This window comes from Pseudomarimonas salicorniae (assembly GCF_023156535.1).
GTDB lineage: Bacteria > Pseudomonadota > Gammaproteobacteria > Xanthomonadales > Xanthomonadaceae > Pseudomarimonas > Pseudomarimonas salicorniae.
In genome coordinates this window covers 73,094-93,857 of the sequence record NZ_JALNMH010000004.1, presented here as the reverse complement: position 1 = coordinate 93,857, position 20,764 = coordinate 73,094, and the positions used below count along the sequence as shown (strand labels likewise).

At 67.9% G+C, this 20,764-nt stretch carries 21 protein-coding genes; 15 read left to right on the top strand and 6 right to left on the bottom strand.

The features are described from left to right. The first annotated feature begins 34 nt into the window (after window positions 1-34). The 7 genes from M0G41_RS06150 to M0G41_RS06120 all read left to right on the top strand — a co-directional run bounded on the left by M0G41_RS06150 (window position 35) and on the right by M0G41_RS06120 (window position 5,592). A complete protein-coding gene (locus M0G41_RS06150) occupies window positions 35-424 on the top strand; it encodes a hypothetical protein (protein ID WP_248206541.1) in 390 nt (129 codons plus the stop codon). Between the two features lie 8 nt (window positions 425-432). After that, entirely contained in the window at window positions 433-810 is a 378-nt protein-coding gene (locus M0G41_RS06145) for a hypothetical protein (protein WP_248206539.1), read from the top strand. Continuing rightward, window positions 807-1,271: a hypothetical protein gene (locus M0G41_RS06140; protein WP_248206537.1), complete on the top strand. Its 465-nt coding sequence runs from the start codon at window positions 807-809 to the stop codon at window positions 1,269-1,271. The genes M0G41_RS06145 and M0G41_RS06140 overlap by 4 nt, the downstream gene beginning before the upstream one ends. Continuing rightward, entirely contained in the window at window positions 1,264-2,373 is a 1,110-nt protein-coding gene (locus M0G41_RS06135) for an AI-2E family transporter (RefSeq protein WP_248206533.1), read from the top strand. Before M0G41_RS06140 ends, M0G41_RS06135 begins: the two co-directional genes overlap by 8 nt. Next, complete coding sequence (locus M0G41_RS06130) at window positions 2,370-3,722, top strand: DUF2254 domain-containing protein (RefSeq protein ID WP_248206531.1); 1,353 nt, start codon at window positions 2,370-2,372, stop codon at window positions 3,720-3,722. The genes M0G41_RS06135 and M0G41_RS06130 overlap by 4 nt, the downstream gene beginning before the upstream one ends. Window positions 3,723-3,792: 70 nt before the next feature. Continuing rightward, the gene (locus tag M0G41_RS06125; RefSeq protein WP_248206528.1) at window positions 3,793-4,545 is read left to right on the top strand and encodes a Crp/Fnr family transcriptional regulator; all 753 of its coding nucleotides are present in this window, start codon (window positions 3,793-3,795) and stop codon (window positions 4,543-4,545) included. Window positions 4,546-4,650: 105 nt separating this feature from the next. Then, complete coding sequence (locus tag M0G41_RS06120) at window positions 4,651-5,592, top strand: hypothetical protein (protein ID WP_248206525.1); 942 nt, start codon at window positions 4,651-4,653, stop codon at window positions 5,590-5,592. A 149-nt stretch (window positions 5,593-5,741) separates the two neighbouring features. Here the strand turns inward: M0G41_RS06120 and M0G41_RS06115 are convergent, their stop codons facing one another. The 5 genes from M0G41_RS06115 to M0G41_RS06095 form a co-directional block, all read right to left on the bottom strand. Next, entirely contained in the window at window positions 5,742-6,683 is a 942-nt protein-coding gene (locus tag M0G41_RS06115) for an OmpA family protein (protein ID WP_248206522.1), read from the bottom strand. Beyond that, window positions 6,680-7,060 (bottom strand): DUF4398 domain-containing protein, encoded by a 381-nt coding sequence (locus M0G41_RS06110; protein WP_248206519.1) that lies wholly within the window; start codon window positions 7,058-7,060, stop codon window positions 6,680-6,682. The genes M0G41_RS06115 and M0G41_RS06110 overlap by 4 nt, the downstream gene beginning before the upstream one ends. An 81-nt stretch (window positions 7,061-7,141) precedes the next feature. Beyond that, window positions 7,142-7,306, bottom strand: a complete 165-nt coding sequence (locus M0G41_RS06105; protein ID WP_248206516.1) for a DUF1328 domain-containing protein — start codon at window positions 7,304-7,306, stop codon at window positions 7,142-7,144. Between the two features lie 365 nt (window positions 7,307-7,671). Continuing rightward, the gene (locus tag M0G41_RS06100) at window positions 7,672-7,935 is read right to left on the bottom strand and encodes a hypothetical protein (protein ID WP_248206514.1); all 264 of its coding nucleotides are present in this window, start codon (window positions 7,933-7,935) and stop codon (window positions 7,672-7,674) included. A gap of 118 nt (window positions 7,936-8,053) precedes the next feature. Then, window positions 8,054-8,491 (bottom strand): PA2169 family four-helix-bundle protein, encoded by a 438-nt coding sequence (locus M0G41_RS06095; RefSeq protein ID WP_248206513.1) that lies wholly within the window; start codon window positions 8,489-8,491, stop codon window positions 8,054-8,056. A gap of 260 nt (window positions 8,492-8,751) precedes the next feature. On the opposite strand from M0G41_RS06095, the gene M0G41_RS06090 reads away from it, so the two are divergent. Then, the gene (locus tag M0G41_RS06090) at window positions 8,752-10,047 is read left to right on the top strand and encodes a mechanosensitive ion channel family protein (RefSeq protein WP_248206510.1); all 1,296 of its coding nucleotides are present in this window, start codon (window positions 8,752-8,754) and stop codon (window positions 10,045-10,047) included. Window positions 10,048-10,259: 212 nt separating this feature from the next. After that, a complete protein-coding gene (locus M0G41_RS06085; protein ID WP_248206509.1) occupies window positions 10,260-10,892 on the top strand; it encodes a BON domain-containing protein in 633 nt (210 codons plus the stop codon). A gap of 618 nt (window positions 10,893-11,510) precedes the next feature. Here M0G41_RS06085 and sodB read toward each other — a convergent pair. Beyond that, window positions 11,511-12,089 (bottom strand): superoxide dismutase [Fe], encoded by a 579-nt coding sequence (gene sodB / locus M0G41_RS06080; protein WP_248206506.1) that lies wholly within the window; start codon window positions 12,087-12,089, stop codon window positions 11,511-11,513. A gap of 171 nt (window positions 12,090-12,260) precedes the next feature. Between sodB and grxD the strand changes: the two genes are divergently transcribed. From grxD to ppnN, 6 genes are all read left to right on the top strand, one after another. After that, entirely contained in the window at window positions 12,261-12,581 is a 321-nt protein-coding gene (gene grxD / locus M0G41_RS06075) for a Grx4 family monothiol glutaredoxin (protein ID WP_248206505.1), read from the top strand. Beyond that, window positions 12,574-13,317, top strand: a complete 744-nt coding sequence (locus M0G41_RS06070) for an SDR family NAD(P)-dependent oxidoreductase (RefSeq protein WP_248206503.1) — start codon at window positions 12,574-12,576, stop codon at window positions 13,315-13,317. The genes grxD and M0G41_RS06070 overlap by 8 nt, the downstream gene beginning before the upstream one ends. Before the next feature lie 9 nt (window positions 13,318-13,326). After that, window positions 13,327-13,914 (top strand): YhgN family NAAT transporter, encoded by a 588-nt coding sequence (locus tag M0G41_RS06065; RefSeq protein WP_248206501.1) that lies wholly within the window; start codon window positions 13,327-13,329, stop codon window positions 13,912-13,914. Window positions 13,915-14,373: 459 nt separating this feature from the next. After that, window positions 14,374-17,577: a TonB-dependent receptor gene (locus tag M0G41_RS06060; protein ID WP_248206500.1), complete on the top strand. Its 3,204-nt coding sequence runs from the start codon at window positions 14,374-14,376 to the stop codon at window positions 17,575-17,577. Between the two features lie 84 nt (window positions 17,578-17,661). Further along, on the top strand, window positions 17,662-18,681 hold the full coding sequence (locus tag M0G41_RS06055; RefSeq protein ID WP_248206499.1) for a cyclic nucleotide-binding domain-containing protein: 1,020 nt from the start codon (window positions 17,662-17,664) through the stop codon (window positions 18,679-18,681). Window positions 18,682-18,756: 75 nt separating this feature from the next. Beyond that, complete coding sequence (gene ppnN, locus M0G41_RS06050; protein ID WP_248206497.1) at window positions 18,757-20,139, top strand: nucleotide 5'-monophosphate nucleosidase PpnN; 1,383 nt, start codon at window positions 18,757-18,759, stop codon at window positions 20,137-20,139. The last annotated feature ends 625 nt before the right edge of the window (window positions 20,140-20,764 follow it).

Below are 20,764 nucleotides of genomic sequence, written 5' to 3'. Positions count from 1 at the left end.
GACCTCCCTCCCATCTTTCAACAGGAGACACACCATGAGCAAGCAGACCCCGAGCGCCAGCCACTCGCGCAGCGAGAACGGATCCTCCAACTCGACTGGTGCCCACCTGGGTGCAGCATCGGCGCATCTGGCCAAGGCTGCCGACAAGGTGGTCGAGGGCGTGCAGGTGGCCAACGTCGCCGCGCGGCAGGCCCTTCGCGATGGCCTGAGCGGCTCCGGCCCCGAGCTGCGTGCAGCCGGCGCGGAGGCCAAGGCGGCCGGCTCCAGCGCGGTCAGCGCCGCGGAGCAGCAGTTCGCGGCGATGGGTGAGAAGTCCCGCCATCTCGCCGACCGCACCGGGCAGTTCATCCGAGAGCGACCGCTGGCGGCGTTCGGTATCGCCGTCGCAGGCGGCTTCCTGCTTTCGCGCATGCTGCGTCGCTGAGCCTGGCGATGAGCACTGAGGCCGACATCAAGGTCATGCGCGAGGCCGCCGCGGCAGAAGCCGATGCGGCCACCGCGCTGCTGGAGCTACTTGGGCGCGACCTCGCGCTCGGTGCGTCGGGCGTGCTGCGCTGCCTGCTCTGGACGCTGCTCTCGATCTTCGTCGCCGGCGTCTCCCTGCTGCTCCTCGTTGCCAGCGCCGTCGCGCTGGGGCTCTGGCTGGGGCTGGCCTGGCCCTGGGCCCTGCTCAGCGGCGCGCTGGCCGGGGCACTGGTTGCAGCGGGCTGCGCCCGGCTGGCCCGAGAGCGTCTGCACGAAGCCGACCTGTCTGCGACCCGGCGGCAGCTGCGCGCCCTGCTTGCGTCCTTTGCCGGAGAGAAGCCATGAGTCTTGCCGAAAAGAAGGCCCGGGTCGCCGAGGCCGAGGCTCGCGCGCAGGACTGCATCGAGCGGGCGCGGGCGCGGATTGCCGCATCGCGCGCCGACCGTGGTTCGGTGGCCTACCCCAGCACGGTCGCCCTCACCGGCGTCGTCGCGGGCGTTCTTCTTGAGCATGCGGTTCCGCCCAAGGGCGAGCCCCGCCGCCGTGAGCGGCGTGGCGGCGAGTCGGGGCAGTCCTCGACGCCCAGTTGGCTGAGCCTTGCCAATTTCGGCCTGGCCATGCGCTGGTGGCACCAGGCACGTCCGCTTCTGGAGGCCTTTGCCCAGGGCCGCCAGCCGTCCGGTGCCGGTGAAGACGGAAGTCAGGCCGACGCCGCCCCGGTCGAAGACCCGGGTGACATGTCCATGGGATCCAAGTCCGCCGCTCCAACCCCGACCCAGCAGTCGGCGGCGGGCGCCCATGGCTGACTCGCTGGCCAGTCCGGCAGGCCCGCCTCGCACGCCGTCGTTGGCGGCAGCCAAGCGTCGTCCCTCGACGGCGGCGATGCTGATCCTCGCCGGGCTGGCCCTGATCGTCGCTATCAAGCTGGCCGCGCCGATCCTGCTGCCGGTTCTCACCGCGGCGCTGGTCGCCCTGCTGCTCAACCCCATGGTCAGGGGGCTGAGTCGTCGCTGGCTTCCGCGCTGGCTGGCGGCGCTGATGGTGATGTCAGCCCTGGGTGGGGTGGTCGGCCTCGCCGGATGGCTGAGCTACGAGCCCGCCCGCGAGCTGGCTGACCGCTCGCCGCAGTTGGCCTGGCAGTTCAAACGCAAGGTCGAGGGCATGATGCATCCGCTGTCCCCGGCAGAGCGCGTCGAGCAGGCCTTGAACACGATCGAGACCATGGGCAAGAGCGAGCGCGAACGCAGTCGCACGGTCGCGGTGGTCGAGCATCCGATCGGCCTGGGTGAGCGCTACGGTGGCCTGCTTGGCGGTCTTGCCATGGGCGTCAGTGGCATCATGCTGATCTATCTGCTCCTTGTGTTCGGGGAGCTGCTGTTCCGAAGGATCGTCACCATGGCTCCGACCCTGGCCGACAAGCGCAACACCGTTTCGGTGGTGCGCGAGATCCAGTCCGACGTAACCCGGTACGTCGGCACCGTCACCCTGGTCAATCTCGGGCTGGGCGCCGCGGTGGCGCTCGCCCTCTACGGCGCCGGTCTCGAGAACCCCCTTTTCTGGGGCGTGATGGCGGCGCTGCTCAACTACATCCCCTACCTTGGCCCGATGCTCGGCGCGGTGCTGCTGGTTGCGGTCGGGGTGCTCCAGTTCGACTCGGCTGTGGAGGCCCTGACACCGGCCGGGATCTACCTCTTTCTCAACATGGTCGAGAGCCAGCTGGTCACACCCCTGGTGCTGGGCCGCAGCTTCTCGCTGAATCCGGTTGTCATCCTTGTCTGGCTGCTGTTCTGGGGCTGGCTGTGGGGCGTTCCGGGACTGCTCCTCGCCATGCCGCTGCTGGTCTGCACCAAGATCGTGGCCGCGCGCAGCGAGATGCTGCAGCCCTTCGCCCTGATGGTCGAGCGATGAACGCGCTCCGCGTCCCGCTCTGGAACCGGATACGCTCGAACTTCGCCTTCCTCCCCTCGGTGGCGCTGGCTGGCGGCGTTATCGCGGGTCTGGCGATGGTCTTCCTGGACGACGCACTGGCCGAACTGGTGCCCTGGCCGGAGGCCTTGCTGGCGACGCCGGAGATCGCGCGCTCGGCGCTCACCGCCATCGCCACCAGCAGCCTCACCATCGCCGCGCTGGCGGTCTCGCTGACCCTTGCCGTGCTCACGCATGCGGGCGCCCAGTACAGTCCGCGCGTCCTCAAGACCTTCCTCGCGGACGGCATCAGCCAGGCGTCGATCGGCCTGCTGCTGGGCGTGCATGCCTATAGCCTCGTGGTCATGCGTGGCATAGGAAACGGCGACGAGGTTCCCCACATCGCGGTAGGACTGGGCGTGATCGCAGGCTTCGTGTCCGTCGCGCTGCTGATCTACTACCTCCACCACCTGGCCACCTCGCTGCGCGCCAGCCAGGTGGTGGCTGCGATCGCATCGGACACCAACGCGGTGCTCGACGAGGTCGAGCGTGACGTCGGGCGCGAGGGCGATCCGGAGGAATGGCCGCCCATGCCCGGCCCCTCGCCGCACACCGTGTCGGCGCCGCGCTCGGGCTATCTGCAGGCCGCCGACGTGACCCGCCTCGACGATCTGGCGGAGGCCGCGGGAGCCTATATCAGCATCGAGGTGAGCCTTGGCGATTTCATCCGCGAGGGCGAGTGCCTGGCCACCGTCTGGCCACCGGATCTGGGCAAGGCCATCGGCCCGCAAGTCCAGTCCCACGCACGCATTGAAGACCATCCGGAGTGTGAGCAGGACCCTTTCTGCGGCATGAGTCAGCTCGTCGATCTCGCCCTGCGCGCGCTTTCGCCCAGTCTCAATGACCCGCATTCGGCCGGCATGGCCGTCGACCGGCTGGGCGAGCTGCTCAGCCGGGCCCTGGTGATCGAGCAGTCCCGACCTGGCGGTGCCGACACCCGCGGAAGGCACGGACGGCTTCGACTCAGGCGGCGCTCCTCCGCGGTGCTGATCGGCCTGTGTTTCGATCCGTTGCGTCAGAACGCCGGTGGCCAGAGCCTGTTCCTCGACCGGGTGGTCGCCGCATTGACCCGGATTGTCGAGCACACCCGCAATGACCGCGAGCTTGACCGCGCCCTGCTCAGCCAGGCCGATGCCCTCTGTCGGGCGATCGAGGACCAGGTGCGCGACCCCGAGGATGCCCGCCGCCTGATCTCCCAGGTAGACACGCTCAGGCGGCGTCTGCGGCTGGTCCACGGCGCATCGGTCGCTGCTACCCAGACGGCCGCCTCGGGATCGGAATCCGGGGGCTAGGCCGGTGGCGCGGGCTTGCCTGGTCAGTACGGTCACGCGGCTGGTGGGGATCACCGCGCGCGAAAGGGCCTTGCTGGAGCGATTCGAGCAGGAGCGCAGGCGCCTGGCAGCCGGCGAGACGCTGCGCCGCGAAGGCGACCGCGTAGACCGGCTGTTCGTAGTGCGCTCGGGCGTCTGCTACAGCCACAGCACGCAGCGCGACGGCAAGCGCCAGCTTGCCCAGGTCTACCTGCCCGGGGACGTGATCGGGATGTCGGACGTGGTCTTTGCGCGGTCGCGCTTCAGCGTCGCCGCCGCAGGCAGGTCCGTGGTCTGTCCGTTCCCGAAGACCGCGCTCGACGAGATCTTTGTCGGCGCGCCGCGGCTTGCCGCGCTGCTGTTCAGTCTGGGCATGGCCGCCAACGCGGTGCTGGCCGACCGGATGCGCGTGGTGGCGAGGATGGGGGCACGTCAGCGGGTCGTGCACTTCCTGCTCGAGCTCTGGTCGCGGCAGCGCGTGGGAGGGCGAGCGGAGCACGGACTCGTCAGCGTGCCGCTGACCCAGCAGCTGATCGGCGACGCCATCGGCCTGTCCAACGTCTACGTGAACCGGGCGCTTGGCGAGCTGAGGCGTGAGGGAAGCATCCAACGCCTGTCCGGCCGCCGGCTGCAGCTCCTCCAGCGCGAAGCGATGCAGCGCGAGGTCGAGTTCGTTGACCGCTATGCCGCGCTTGATCTGAGCTGGTTCGCCCCGCAGCAGGGCATGTGGAACGACGTGTTCAACACCGTGCCGCTGCCGCGCCGGATCCAGATGATCGAGTTCGACTCCGACGAAGCCGCCTGAGCGCCGGCCAACCGGGGGCAGGGCGATTAAGCGCGCTTAATGTGAACAAGGCGAGCGGGATGCAGCATCCGCCCATCGCTCATCCTGCTGGAATTCCCTATCGACGTGATCGAGATCAGGCCGCCCGCCGAGGCGGACTTGCCGCGCGACGCTGAAATTCCCCGGCTGCGTATCCAGGCACACGGACACCTGCTGGCGGTCGATCTGCAGACCTGGCGGGTCAGCCACGCGAGCCGCGGCATCTCCGCCGTTCTTGGCTTGCCCGAGCAATGCCTCCGCGGGGCCAGCCTGCCCCGGCTGATCGGGCCTGAGTTGCTCGATGTCTGGGTGCAGTCATTGGGCTGGGGCGGTGTCAGCCGCGCGCCACAGCGCTTTCTCGGACAACGGATCGATCCGCTCGGTCGCACCGCAGACGTAGTGGTTCAGGCCCACGATGGCCACCTGCTTGTCGAGTTCCTGCCCAGGGCCCGGCCGGGCATGGGCGCCGACGACACTCCCTGGCTCCAGCAGGCCGCTTTTCGTCTGGGTGCTGCCCCCAGCGAAGAAGCCCGCATGAGGCTGCTAGCGGACGAGATGCGCATTCTTTCGCAACATCGCGAATGCCAGGTGTGGCTGCCCGAGCTGGGGTCCCGTGCGCTGTCTCCGCGCTGGGCCGCCGCCGGTCGCCGGCCCCTTGGGCTCGCCCAGCGCGCGGGGCTGAGCTGTGACCCGCTCAACCTGCGACGCCATCCGGGTCAGTCCCTGCAGACACGCATCGTGGTCGACCTTCAGCAAGATGGGCGCGAGGTGGAAGGGGGTGACTGGGACGGGGCAGGCATCGAGGATCGGCTTCACCTGGCGCTGCCGGTCGACGGCGAGCGGAGATTGCTGGAAGCCATGGGCGCGCGCAGCGCGGTGCTGGCCAAGCGTTGGGACGGATTGCGGCTGGCGTGCCTGCTGATCGCACACTCTCCGGAGGTGTTGAACCCCGGTCTGGAAGCGGTAGGTGGAATCGAGCGACTGCTGCTGGTCGACTCGCTGCTGGGCGGCCCGCGCCCGCAGACCTGAGCCGCTGCCGCAGGCACCTCCCTGTGCCTGTCCCGAAAAAGGGTCCGGCGGAAACGATGAACCGCTGCTACCTCTTCCTGGGCCTGCCCGCCCCGGGTCGGGCGGGCAGGTGACGCGTTGGCGTCGATCCACGGAGAGGTGGGGAACTGCTAGCGGGCCCGGGTCACCTGCGCTGTGTGGTCGCGGTTGCCGGTGCTGATCAGCACGTCGACACGACGGTTCTGGCTGCGCCCCTCGGGCGTGGCATTGCTGGCCACCGGGTAGGAAGCGCCGAGCCCGCGGCTCTCGATGCGGGTGCGCTCGATGCCCTCGCTGGCCAGATAGCTGGCCACCGCCTGCGCGCGACGCTCGGACAGCGACTGGTTGTAGCCGGCGTTACCGGTGGAGTCGGTATGGCCTTCGATGGCCACGGTGGCGGCGGGGTTGTCGCGCAGGACCTCGGCCAGCGCGCTGAGCTGGCGCTCGGCACCCGGCTTCAGCACAGCCTTGTCGACCTCGAACAGCACGTCGCCGAGGGTGAGGTTCCAGCCTTCGGCGGTCTTTTCCGCCTTCATCTCGGCGAGCTGGGCGTCGAGTTCGGCGGCCCGGCGCCGCGCTTCCTCGGCATCCTGTTCCGCAGCTTCGGCCTGCATCCGGGCGACCAGGGCTGCGTCCTGGGCCGCGGCACGCTGCACGCTCTCCATCCGCGCCTCGGCAATAGCGGCATCACGCTGCCGGCGGGTGGCCGCCAGGCGCGCCTCTGCAGCCGCGCGCTGCAGCGACTCACGCTCCATCGCAAGGGTGCGGCGCTGGGTTTCGGCATAGCCTGCCAGGCCCTCGGCGCGAGCCGTCTGGATCAGTCGGTCGGCAAGATAGACGCGGTGGCTGAACTCGTCATCGTCCAGGCTGCGGACCTCGCGATGCAGGAACTCGACGCTGCGGCCGGCCTCGTCGACCAGCTCCGGGGCATTGGCGGCGACGCGGCTGTCGGACTGGATCTGGTCAAGCTGCTGATCCAGGCGAACCAGCTCGGGCGGAAGGGTGTCGCGGCTCGCGCAGCCGGCGGCGAGAAGCGCGGCGGCGATCGGAATAAGGGTGAGCTTGCGGTTCATGCCTCGGTCTCCAGACGGTTGATCTCGGTGCGCAGCGCCTCGATGGCGGCGCTCAGTTCATCGGTCACCTGCTCGTTCCTGGCCTGTCGGGCGCGGGCCTCGGCGAGGCGTGCATCGGCTGCCGCACGCTCGAACTCGCGCTCGGCGTCCCGGTAGTCGCGGTCGTCGAAGGAACCCTCGCCCTGGGCGAGCAGCGCGCGGGCGTCCTGCAGACTGGGGGCCGCGCGGGTGTCCGCCTCGGCGCGCTCGGCCGCGGCAATGGCCGCTTCGGCGCGGGTTTGCATCAGACGTGCGTCGTCCTTGGAGGAAGCGAAGGCCAGTCCGGGGAGCAGGGCGGCGGCGAGGGCCGCTGCCAGCAGTTTGGGGGATCGGTTCATGAGGTTCTCCTTGTTATGCGTCTTTCCGGGGCCGCCGGCCAGGCGGGGCACTAGGGCGCGCCCGGCCGGCGGCGCTTCCGGTCACAAGCGCGCGCGGCGGCCGAAGATCAGCGAGAGCACGAACAGGACCAGGAAGACGAAGAACAGGATCTGGGCGATACCGGCCGAAGCACCGGCCAGTCCGCCGAAGCCGAACAGGGCGGCGACGAGGGCGATGATGAAGAAGATGATGGCGTACGAAAGCATGGTGGTTCTCCCTTGGTGATGGATGGATGGGTGTTGCATCCACCGCTGAGCATGCAGCGTGCCAACGCATAAAGTATTGATTTGTAAAGACTGCGGCCGTCCCGACGCGGCGGGTGCAAGGCGGGATGCCCGACCGGAGCTGGCATCTCGCACGGTCACCGCACGCAAATGATGTGTTGTGGTGCCTGCGCCGATCGCGGGCAGCAGCGCGCTTCGAGCTTGCAGGAACCAGCCGGCCTTCCTCGTTCGATGGTTCAGGCGCGCGTCGGAGCGGGGGCACGCACGGGATGGATGGCCGGCGGCCCGGGGAGAGGGCTCCGCGCGGTGACATCAATGAGTACCGGTCACGTTTGGATGAGTACCGGTCACGCTTGCCGTGTGCGCAGCAGACAGCCGGCAAAGCCGGCCAGCGCGGTGACCAGGATCAGCGAGTTGGCGACCACGAAGATCGCGCTTCCGACCATCGCGCTGTAGGCGATGAACAGGATCGACGCGGTGCATTGGCCGGCGAACAGCAGAGGAGGCACGCCCGGGCCATCCTCGCGGCGCCATTGCCTCCAGGCCTGGTGGCCAAGCGTCAGCACCAGGACCAGGGTGGCGATCCAGCCGACGATGTCCGCGTGGCTCATGAGCGACTCCGTTCGATCCAAGGAGAGCCCCGGAGCCTTTGCGGCGGCGACGCGGCCGGCACCGGGTGAGAGGAGGCTGGCGCGCCGCAGGGCAGGGCGCGCCAGCCGCCGCGGCCGGTCAGGCCGCGTAGCGCTTCTTGGCGGCGCTCATTTCCGCATGACAGGCGCGGACCTGGGGCATGTGCGCCTGAAGGGTGCTGCGGACGGTCGGGTCCTCGACCTTCTGCAGGGCGTCCTCGAAGTGCTCGAGCAGGCGATCCTCGGTCTCCTCGAGCTGGCTGACGTAGACCTTGGCTTCGTTGCTGGACAGGCTGCCGCGCAGGTCGGTGTAGACGCGGCGCAGCTTGCCGGCGATGGTGCCTTCGGTCGGAATGTCCTCGTGATTGGCGGCGAGCTTGCCGCTGAGCGAGGCGATCAGCGTGCGCTTCTGGTCGGCCATGCGCAGGAACAGCAGCTTGAGGGAGGGGTCATTCACCTCCTTGCCGGCCTCGTCGTAGAACTTGGCGCCGTCACGGGCGATGGAGACGAGTTCCTGCAGGGTGCTGGCATTCTTCATGTTGGTAATCCTCTGTTTGGGGGAACTGGTTCAGCCCGCCGGAATGCGGGCTGTCCCCCTCACGCAAGTCGCGTGCCATGCGCTGGAACCACGTGTTCAAGCCCCTGCGGGCGCGGGCGGTGCTCCCTGCGCCATGCACTCTGCAGTGTCCGCCGGGCATGCTGCGCGATCACGCGGGCCTGCCGTGACCGCGAAGGCCGGTGCTGGCAGGATGAACCGCCCCCCCTTTCAAGGCTGCGTTGCCGAAACGGAGACCCGAGATGCCTCGCTTGTGCCTCTTCCTTGCATGGCTGATTCTTCTGCTGTCGTCTGCCACCATGGCGCAGGGGTCCTCCTCCGCCGCAGATCCGGAGGCCAGCGCCGAGGCGGCGCTGGCCCGCGCCGGGCTTGAGGCGCTGCAGGTGCGCGCCGAGGACGGCGTACTGCGGGTCGAGGGCGTGGTGGCCGACAACGCCGAGCGAGAGGCGGCACTGGCCGTGGTTCGAGACGCGGTGGACCCGCTTCCGGTCGACGACCGCATGCGTCTGGATACCTCGTTCGAGACGCGCCTCACGCCGACGCTCAAGCGCCTGCGTGAGCTGTGGAGCGGCATCCTCGACTGGCTGCCCTTGCTGGCGGTGGCCGCCCTCATCGTCGCGGTCGCCCGTGGCATCGGTGGCTGGCTTTCACGCCGTCGTTGGGTCGCCCGGCTTGGCGGCGGCAATCCCTACCTGGCGACGATGGCCGGCCAGGCCGTGCGGGTCGTCAGTTTCGGCCTGGGCCTGCTGCTGGCGATGGAACTGCTCGACCTGACCGCGATGGTCGGTGCGCTGCTTGGCGCCGCAGGCGTGGTCGGCATTGCGATGGGTTTCGCGTTCAAGGACATCATCGAGAACCACCTCGCCGGTGTTCTGCTCAGCCTGCGCCAGCCGTTCGCACCCAACGATCATCTGAGCATCGACGGTCACGAGGGCAAGGTGGTCGGATTGACCTCGCGCGCGACCCTGCTGATGACCCTGGACGGCAACCACCTGCGGATCCCCAACAGCAAGGTGTTCAACGCGGTCATCCTCAACTACAGCCGGAACCCGCTGCGCCGCTTCGAGTTCGATCTTGGCGTGGGCGGCGACGATGACCTCGTGCGGGCCCAGCAGATCGGCCTCGAGGCGATCACCGCCAGTGGCCTGGTCTCGTCCGAGCGCGCGCCCCGGGCCTCCGTGGTCGCTCTCGGGGACTCCAGCGTGGTGGTTCGGTTCACCGGCTGGGTTGACCAGCGTCGCCACGATTTCACCGCTGCGCGCAGCGCCTGCCTGGTGCGGGTGAAGCAATGCCTCGAGGAGCGCGGCGTGAGCCTGCCCGAGCCGCAATTCCGCGTGACCCTCGAGGGTATCGGGGAGTCGCAAGTGCCGCGAGGCCCTGCCGCTGCGCCGGCCAAGCCGAAGCCCGCTGCCGGCGCAGCGTCGGTCGATTCCGCGGCGCTCTCCTCCGCGCCGTCCACTGATGTCGATGCCGACCTTGCCGAAGAGCGCGACCAGCTCGGCGAGACCAATCTGCTCAAGCCCCGCCGCGACGAGTAGGCGGGCATTCCACACGAAGCCGGGCGCGATGCCGCTGCATTCTGCAAGCCCCCGGCGGGACTGTCGATGTAACGTGTTGATATGTCGGGAGGGGTCGGGTTGGCACGGAACCTGATGGTGTAGGGCGCACCCCCAAGGGATGCCGCGGCGGGTCCGCGTTGAACCTTCGGGGCCCACGTAGAAGCCCTGTCCATCACCTCAAGGAGTTCACCATGAACCGCAATACCGTTCCCTCCAAGCTGTTCCTGTCCCTGTCGCTGGCCCTGGGTACCGCCGGGCTGGCCCTGCCGCTCCACGCGGCCAACGATGCGGACCGCACCGTCGGCACCGTGATCGACGATGCGACCATCACCGCCAGCGTGAAGACCAAGCTGCTGGAAGATGAGCGCACCGAGGGGTTCGACATCAATGTCGACACCAGGAATGGCGTAGTCACCCTGCGCGGTGGCGCCGACAGCCTGGCCGACAAGAGTGCGGCCGAGACTCTGGCGCGCTCGGTCGATGGTGTGACCGGCGTGACCAACCTGATCGTGGTCGCCGCCGAGGGCACCGTGGCCCGCACCGAGGCCAATTCCGCCACCGCGTCGGGTGAGGTCCGCAAGGGCGCCAAGACCGCCGCCGAGGCGACCGAGGACGGCTGGCTGACCACCAAGGTCAAGACCCAGCTGCTGGCCGATGACGACATCAAGGGCCTCGACATCGATGTTGACACCAAGGGCAACGTCGTCCACCTGTCCGGCGTCGTCCCCACCGCCGAGATGCGCGCCCGCGCCATCGCCACCGCCGAGCGCACCGAAGGCGTGGTCAGCGTCGACGCCAGCCGACTGGTCGTCCGCGGCAGCTAAGCGGTCCCCTCGAATAGAGCGCGACGTCCCTCCCCTGCGAAGCGCTCCACGGGCGGCCTCCGGGCCGCCCGTGTTTTTGCGGGCCCGGGCCGGGCGGAGGTCCGTGGGGCGCCGGAGCAGAGGGCAGCGGAACCGCCATGAAGATGCGAAAGCATCTCGCCGGCGTCCGCAAGGGTCAGATCGCAGAGGCGCGGAATGGGCGCGAAGCGCACATTCATAGGGTGCGGCTGGCCGCACCGGGCGTACCGTCCGAACGCCCGTGTCGGTGGGCCCAAGGCACGCCCTATGGGGCTTCGCTGACGCCCAACGAGGTTCGACTGTGGGAGTGCCCTTGGGCGCGACCGCGGAGTTCCGCTCTGGCCGCGGTCTGTAGTGAATCCTTAGCGCTCCGGTCGCGCCCAAGGGCCCTCCCACAATTCGACTGCAGCAAGGCCTGCTTTGCGGCGCAAACTGGACCCTGCGGCACGGTTGCATGTAGGAGCCAGCTTGCTGGCGATCGTCCCGTCCGGGGCAACTATCGCCAGCAAGCTGGCTCCTACATTCGGGTTTTGCGGTACGTCCGATTTGCGCCCGCAGCAGCCGCTCCGCACGCAGGCAGGAGCGGCTGCCGCGGCCCGTTTACTTCATCTGCGAGGCGACGAAGTCCCAGTTGACCAGGTTCCAGAACGCTTCCATGTACTTCGGACGGGCATTCCGGTAATCGATGTAGTAGGCGTGCTCCCACACATCACAGGTCATCAGCGGGGTATCGGTGCCGGTCAGCGGGGTGGCGGCATTCGAGGTCGAGACCAGGCCGAGCGTGCCGTCAGGGCGCTGCACCAGCCAGGCCCAGCCGGAGCCGAAGGTCCCGACGGCGGTCTTGGTGAACTCCTCCTTGAAGCTGGCGAAGGAGCCGAACGCCGCGTTGATCGCGTCGGCCAGCTTGCCGGACGGTTCGCCGCCTCCGTTGGGCTTCAGGCAGTTCCAGTAAAACGTGTGGTTCCAGACCTGGGCGGCGTTGTTGAACAGGCCGCCGCTGGAATTCCGGATGATCGTTTCAAGGTCGGCGCTTTCGTGCTCGGTGCCCTTGATCAGGTTGTTGAGATTGGTGACGTAGGTCTGGTGGTGCTTGCCGTAGTGGAAGTCGATGGTTTCCGCCGAAATGTGCGGCTGGAGAGCATCACGTGCGTAGGGCAGGGCGGGCAGTTCGATGGCCATGGCTATCCTCTTGCGGGTTGGGCTGGAGCATGGATCGGATGCCGGCCGGGTCACCCATCGGGCGGCGCCGGGCCGGCGCTTGTGTGAAAATGGTAGCAATTCGACGGCAACGCCCGGTGATCGGGCAAATTGATCGCAGCCGGTCGATCCACGAACACTCAAGGAGTTTCCATGTCCGTCAAGGAGCGGATCCAGCAGATCGTGTCCGGGCATCCGATCGTGCTGTTCATGAAGGGCACGCCACAGTTCCCGATGTGTGGCTTCTCCAGCCGTGCGGCAGAGGCCCTGCGCGACTGCGGCGCCACCTTCCACAGCGTCAACGTACTCGCCGATCCGGAGATCCGTGCCCAGCTGCCGCGCTACTCCGACTGGCCGACCTTCCCCCAGCTGTTCATCAATGGCGAACTGATCGGTGGCTGCGACATCACCGTCGAGCTGCACGAACAGGGCGAACTGCAGCGCATGGTGGCCGAAGCCACCCGCGGTGGCTGAGGTGTCCACTGCGGCGGCGGGCGTGCTCGCCGGGCGCGTCGTCCTGGTGGTCGGGGCCCACGGCGCCCTCGGCTCGGCCTGCGTTCGCGCAGCCGCTGCCGAAGGCGCCACTCTGGTGTTGCTCGGCCGTCGGGTGCCCAAGCTCAATCGGCTCTATGATTCGCTGGTCTCGGCGGGTCACACCGAGCCCGCCTTGTACCCACTGGACCTGGAAGGCGCCGGGCCGGCCGACTACGAGCGGATGGCAGCGGCGATCCACGAGGGCTGTGGCCGCCTCGACGGGATCATCCACGCCGCAGCCGAATTCAAGGGGCTGGTGGCCTTCGGCTCGATTCCGCCCGAAGACCTGGTGCGCAGCCTGCACGTCAACGTGACTGCACCGATGCTGCTCACCCAGGCCTGCCTGCCGCTGCTCATGCAGTCCCCCGATGCCGCGGTGCTGGTGGCGGTCGACGACCCGCAGCGCTGCCAGAAGGCCTATTGGGGCGCCTATCCCGCGGCCCAGGCGGCACGGGCGAGCTGGGCGGTGCAACTCGGCGATGAGCTGGAGAACACACCGATCCGCGTGCACGCCCTGCAGCCCGGGCCGATGCGCACGCCGCTGCGCGGCAAGGCATACTTCTCCGAGGATCCCGGCCAGTGGCCCGAGGCCGCCGCCTACGCGACGGACTTCGTGGCTGCCCTGGCCAGTGGCGAAGGGCAGCAGCGGGCCGCGGTGCGGGCGCTGAAACGATAGGAGCAGGGCATGAGCACCATCGCCGCCGCGATCCTGCTGTTCATGATCCTCGATCCGCTGGGCAACATCCCGGTTTTCCTCAGTCAGCTCAAGCCGCTGCCGCCAGCGCGTCGGCGCTGGGTCCTGGGCCGCGAACTGCTGATTGCACTGGGTGTCCTGTTCGGCTTCCTGTTCTTTGGCGACGACCTGCTCCGGCTGATGCAGCTGCGCCAGGAGTCGATCTCGATTGCCGGCGGCATCGTGCTCTTCCTGATCGGGCTGAAGATGATCTTTCCCGGCCCGAAGCCGATGTTCGGCGACACTCCGGAGGGAGAGCCCTTCATCGTGCCGCTGGCGATCCCGCTGGTGGCCGGCCCCAGCGGGATGGCCGCGGTGATGCTGCTGGCGAACAGCGACCCCAAACGCACCGCCGACTGGAGCCTCGCCCTCCTGATCGCCTGGGGCGGCACGGCGCTGATCCTGTTCTCGGCCACCGCCCTGTACCGCTGGCTCGGTGACCGCGCCCTGATCGCGCTGGAGCGGCTGATGGGCATGCTGCTGGTGGCACTGTCGGTGCAGATGTTTCTGGATGGCGTGGCCAGCTACCTCGGGCGTTGACCGGAGCCGCCATCAGGCCTTGGCCTGCCCGGTCCGCGCCTGCGTCTGCGCCCCGGCTCATGGCTGGTGGAAGTCGGCCCGTCCTGATTCCAGGTGCTCGCGACCTGCCGGGGGCTGTCGCGGCGTTGGTCCGGTCGCAGCGTGAACGTTGCCTGCTCGAACGCATCACGTTGGCCGACGTTGGCATTGCTCCCCGCCGCGTCGCCCCTCGATCTGCCCCAGGCCGGGATTGGAACCGGGGCCGGCGGAGCGGGGGATGGTGGGGGAATTCCTGCTGAAACATCGCTGTCACAGTCGCCGGCTACCGTGTTAATCTCTAGTTAACCCGGCTCGACAGGAACGCCTCGCCGGCATTGGCAGAACCCCCAACCCGCCTTGCCCTCAGCTTGCTGCCGGCAAGGCCTTCGGCTGGATTGCCGACCGTTTTTTTCTGCATCGCATCAACCTCAAGGAAGCCTCATGAGCCATCGTCGCCTGCTCCCGCGCTCGCGCCTCGCCATCGGTCTGGCCGTCGCACTCGCCGCCGCCCCGGCCTTCGCCCAGCAGACCTCCTCCGCCCTGCAGGGTCTCGTCGTCGGCGCCGATGGCGCCCCGATCGCCAACGCGGACGTGATCATCACCCACACCGCATCCGGCACGATCAGCCGCGCCAGCACCGACGAGAACGGTCGCTACAACGCGCGCGGCCTGCGCGTCGGTGGTCCGTACAGCGTTCTGGTCCTCGCCGACGGCTTCCAGTCGAAGTCGACCGAGAACCTGTTCCTGCAGCTCGGCCAGACCGGCAGCGCGAACCTGTTCCTCGACCCGGCTGCCCAGCAGATGGACCAGATCGAGGTCATCGCCTCGGCCCAGTCGAGCGTGTTCTCGCCCGACGCCATCGGCGCCGGCACCACGATCAGCGAGGCGACCATCCGCCAGCTGCCGTCGATCCGCCGCGACCTGCAGGACTACGCCCGTCTCGACCCGCGTATCTCGCAGACCGACAAGGAGCGCTCGGAGATCTCGGCCCTTGGCCAGAACTCGCGCTTCAACAGCGTCACCATCGACTCGGTGACCACCAATGACACCTTCGGCCTCGAGTCCAACAACCTGCCGACCCTGCGCCAGCCGATCTCGCTGGACGCGATCGAGGAAGTGCAGATCAACATCGTCAACTACGGTGTCGAGCAGCGCGGCTATACCGGCGCCAACATCAACGCCGTCACCAAGTCGGGTACCAACGAGTTCTTCGGCTCGGTCTACGGCACCTACCGTGACGGCGACTGGCTGCGTGAGACCGACGATCGCGGCTTCACCTTCCAGGGCTTCGACAAGGAAGAGACCTACGGCTTCACCTTCGGCGGCCCGCTGCTGAAGGATCGGCTGTTCTTCTTCATCAACTACGACAAGACCGATATCAGCTCCCCGGGTCCGGATCTGGGCGGCGGCCCGCTGGACCGCGCCACCGACGGCATCAGCTCGGCGCAGCTCAATGACGTCATCAATATCGCCCAGGGCTTCGGCTTCCAGCCGGGCAGCCTGAATCCGGGCGGCAGCTCCACCGAGGTCGAGACCTGGCTGGCCCGCTTCGACTGGAACATCAGCGACTACCACCGCGCTGCCCTGCGCGTGTCGACCACCGACCAGGCCGAGGCGATCCTGCCCGGCTTCGGCAGCAACTTCTTCTCCCTGTCCAGCTACTGGTACAGCCAGGAGAAGGAGTTCGACAACTACGCGCTGGAGCTGTTCTCCGACTGGTCGGACAACTTCTCCACCGAGTTCCGCGTCAGCTACCGCGACTACATCAGCGCCCCGGCCCTGTTCGCCCGTCAGCCGCAGGTCCAGGTCGACTTCGGTCGCGCCAACCTGCGCTTCGGCACCGAGCAGTTCCGCCACGCCAACCTGCTCGAGACCCAGACCCTCAACGCCTACCTCGCCGGTAACCTGTTCCTCGGCGACCATGACGTGAAGTTCGGCGCCGATTTCGAGTCGAACGAGGTGTTCAACCTGTTCCTCGAGTCCAGCCTGGGCCGTTACCGCTTCGGTTCGCTGGACGCATTCCGCAACGGTGGCCCGCTGCGTGAGTACAGCTTCCGCACCTCGACCAGCGGCAACGTCAACGACGCCGCGGCCGACTACACCCTGGACAATGTCGGCCTGTTCGTCCAGGACGTCTGGAGCGTCAACTACAACCTGACGCTGACCATGGGCCTGCGCCTGGATATTCCGCAGATCGACGAGAAGCCGCCGTTCAACCAGGCCTTCTTCGACGCCTTCGGCATCCGCAATGACGGCACCATCGACGGCAACGAGCTGATCCAGCCGCGTTTCGGCTTCAACTACACCTTCGACAGCGAGCGCCCGACCCAGATGCGCGGTGGCTTCGGCCTGTTCCAGGGTGCCGCCGCCAATGTCTGGCTGGCCAACCCGTTCACCAACAACGGCCTGACCATCGTCAGCTATGGCTGCGGCACCGGCGGCTTCTCCAGCTGCCCGAGCACCGGCGGCCCGGTGTTCTCGTCCAATCCGGACAACCAGCCGCTGTTCGCGGCCGGCTCCGGCCCGCGCTCGGATGTCGACGTGGTCGAGAGCGACCTCGAGCAGCCCTCGGTGTGGAAGGCCAACCTGGCCTTCGACCACGAGCTGCCGTGGTGGGGCATGGTCGGTACCGCCGAGGTCATCTTCACCGAGGTCGAGTCGGGCATCTACTACGAGCACCTGAACCTCGGTCAGGTCAGCGGCACCGGCGTCGACGGCCGCAACTTCTACTGGGGCAGCACCGACCCGAGCCGCTACAACGCCTCGCAGAACCGCTTCAACGGCGGCTCGCGCAACGGCAACGTGGCCGGCTTCAACGACGTCCTGCTGACCAAGCGCACCGGCAAGGGTGACGGCCAGCAGCTGACCCTGTCCATCAGCAAGCCCTACAGCGAGGACAGCAACCTGTCCTGGAGCCTGGCCTACGCCTATACCGATGCTGACGAGGTCAACGGCCTGACCTCCTCGCGCGCCATCTCCAACTGGCGCAGCGTGGCTTCGCTGAATCCCGGCCAGGATGTGGCTTCCCGCTCGGCCTACGTGACCAAGGACCGCATCACCGGCACCCTGAGCTACCGTCACTTCTTCTTCGGCGGCTACAAGAGCGAGTTCGCGGCGTTCTACGAAGGCCGTCGCGGCAAGCCCTACAGCTGGGTCTTCAACAACGACGCCAACGGCGACAACCAGTCCGGCAACGACCTGCTGTACATCCCGTCGGGCCCGGGCGACGTGATCTTCACCGACCCGTCGGAAGAGGCTGCGTTCTGGGACATCGTCAACCGCGAAGGGCTGGGTGGCTACGCCGGCGGCGTGGTCCCGCGGAACTCGCATTACGCGCCTTGGGTCAACAACGTCGACCTGCGCTTCTCGCAGGAGCTGCCGGGCTTCTTCGAAGGCCACAGCTCGGAGATCTGGCTGGACGTGCTCAATGTCGGCAACCTGATCAACAAGGACTGGGGCCACATCGACGAGATCTTCTTCCAGTCTGATGGTGGCTCGGCGCGCAGCTTCGTGAACTTCGCCGGTGTCGACCCGGCCAGCGGCCGCTACGTCTACGACCTGGTCAATCTGGAAGAGTTTGGCCGTCGCGATCGCAGCGCCGAATCGCGCTGGGCACTGCAGGTCGGCTTCCGCTACCGCTTCTAAGCGGTTCCGGCATGCGGTACGAAGGACGGCCGGGTTTCCCGGCCGTCTTTCTTTTTGCACGTCGCTTTGTCGTATTCTTCGGCCATGATCGATCTCGCCCTGTTCCGGCGTTTCGTACCGACCCATAGCCTGAATCCGTCCGACCGGGCGGAGCTGGCGCGCTGCAGCCAGCTGCTGTCCTATCGGGAGGGCGACGTCGCCTTTACCGCCGGCACGCCTTCGCAGCGCGTCGCCTACCTGGTGGAAGGCACCCTCGCGCTCGAACGTGAGGGCGAGACCCGGTTGGTGGAGGCGGGCAGCGAGGCGTCACGCTATGCGCTGTCCAACGGTCCGCGTTTCGCCTGCACGGCGCGCTGCCGGACCGCGGTGCAGGTGTTGTACATTGAGCGGGACCGGCTCGACCGGGTGATGACGTGGAATCAGGCGGGGATCATCGAGGTGCGTGACATCAATGAGGACAGCTCGGCGGACTGGATGGCGGCGATGCTGCGCAGCCCGGTCCTGCAGCAGGTGCCCTCGGCCAGCATCGTCCGGGTCATCGCTTCAGTGGAGCCCGTGGAATTTGCCGCCGGCGAGGCGATCATCCGCTTTGATTCGCCCGGCGACTTCTACTATGTCCTCGTTTCGGGCGAATGCCGGGTGCTGCGTCCGATGGAAGAGGGCGGTGAGCTGGTGGAAGTCGACCGCATTCCCCCGGGCGAGGGCTTTGGCGAAGAGGCTCTGGTCTCCGGCCTGAACCGCAATGCCACGGTCGAGGCCGTCACCGACTGCCGGCTGGTGCGACTGCCCGGACGCGATTTCCAGCGTTTCCTGCGCGAGCCGATGGTCCAGCCGGTGCGCCTCGGCGATGTCGGCAATGGGACCCAGCTCGTGGACGTACGCCTGCCCGAGGAGTTTGCCTGGGGCCACCTGCCGGGATCGGCCAACATGCCGCTGCGCGACCTGCGCATGCGCTGCATGGAACTCGATGCCTCGCGGCCGGTCGTCACCTACTGCGACGCCGGTGGCCGCAGCGCCTCGGCCACCTTCCTCTTGCGTGAGCGCGGCTTCAATGCCCGCTGGGTGGAGGGCGGCGTGCCCCAGACCCAGCTCACCGAGCGCTAGCCGCCTCGGCGGCTTTCCGATTCTTCCGGACCTCGCCTCCGCTCCGGCGGACGGCCCCGTCATCCAAGGACTTCCATGAACTCGACCCTTCCTGCCGTGGTCAGCGCCCGCATCTCCCCGCGCGGTGGCCTCGACGTACTCTCGCGGATGGAGGTGCAGCGCCTGCGCGACGCCTCGACCGGCGGCCTGCACGACCTGCTGCGCCGCTGCGCCCTGGCCGTGCTGACCAGCGGCAGCGAGTCCGACGACCCGCGCGCCGCGATGGAGCGCTACCCGAACTTCGATATCCAGGTGATGCAGCAGGACCGCGGCATCAAGCTGGAGTTGACCGATGCGCCGGCCACCGCCTTCGTCGACGGACGGATCATCCACGGCGTCGCCGAGCTGTTGTTCTCCGTGGTCCGCGACATTGCCTATGTCGCCACCGACATCGAGGGCAGCGACGCGTTCGATCTGGACAGTTCGGACGGGATCACCGCGGCCGTCTTCGAGATCCTGCGCAACGCGCGGGTCCTGCGCCCCGATGTCGAACCGAACATGGTGGTCTGCTGGGGCGGCCACTCGATCAAGCGCCACGAGTACGAGTACACCAAGCTGGTCGGCTACCAGCTCGGCCTGCGCGGCCTCGACATCTGCACCGGTTGCGGCCCGGGTGCCATGAAGGGCCCGATGAAGGGCGCCACGATCGCCCACGCCAAGCAGCGCCGGTACCACAACTTCTACATCGGCATCACCGAGCCCGGCATCATCGCCGCCGAGTCGCCGAACCCGATCGTCAACCACCTGGTGATCATGCCGGACATCGAGAAGCGCCTGGAGGCCTTCGTCCGGTTGGGCCACGGCATCATCGTCTTCCCCGGCGGTGTCGGCACGGCCGAGGAGATCCTCTACCTGCTCGGCATCCTGCTGCACCCGAAGAACCGCGACCTGCCCTTTCCGATGATCCTCACCGGTCCGCGCGAGTCGGCGGCCTATTTCGAGCAGATCGATCAGTTCCTGCAACTGACCCTCGGCGAAGCTGCCGCCCAGCGCTACAGGATCATCGTCGACGATCCGGCCGAGGTGGCCCGCCAGATGGCCAGGGGGATGGAGCAGGTGCGTCTGCACCGCCTGGAGAACAAGGACGCCTTCTTCTTCAACTGGTCGCTGCAGGTCCCGCTGTCGTTCCAGCAGCCGTTCGTGCCCAGTCACGAGAACATGGCCCGGCTGCACCTGCACCGCGACGTGCCGGTACACGATCTGGCCGCCGACCTGCGCCGTGCGTTCTCCGGCATCGTGGCCGGCAACGTCAAGGAAGAGGGCATGCGTGCCATCGAGCAGCACGGTCCGTTCCGGATCGATGGCGAGCCGGCGATCATGCGGGCCCTGGATGCCCTGCTGCGCGCCTTCGTCGCCCAGGGGCGGATGAAGATGTCTGGCGACTACCACCCCTGCTATCAGGTCGTGGCAAGCCCCTGACGCCCAGGGTCCGGAACGCCCGCGGAACGCACATCCGGCCCGTCGCATCGGAAAGAATGGCTCCCGGTTCGGTTCGGTTCGGTTCGGTTCGGTTCTGTTCGGTTCTGTTCGGTTCGTTCGGTCCGGTCCGGTCCGGTCCGGTCCGGCAGGGATGGGCGCGAAGCGGACATCCATAGGGTGCGGCTGGCCGCACCGGCGTAACGTCCGAACGTCCGTATCGGTGCGCCAAGGCACACCCTATAGGCCTTCGCCGACCCCCAACGAAGCCCGACTGTAGGAGCGCACATGGGCGAGACCGCGGCGTGGCGTGTTCACCACAGACCGAGGCAAGAGCGCGCCTCCGCGGTCGCGCCTAAGGGCACTCCCACAGTTTGACTACCGCAGGGCCTGCTTCGCGGCGCCAACCGGACCTGGCAACGCCGTTGCGTGTGTAGGAGCCAGCTTGCTGGCGATCGTCCGGTCCGGGGTGCCTATCGCCAGCAAGCTGGCTCCTACATTCGGGTGTTGTGGAAGGTCTTCTTTGCGCCCAACCCCGCCGTCTGTGTCCGCATGCGCGCGCCTCGGGTCTGGCCCGACCGCTCGTCTGCCTGCACATGCCGGCCGGCGGGCTTGCTTGTCAGCCCCC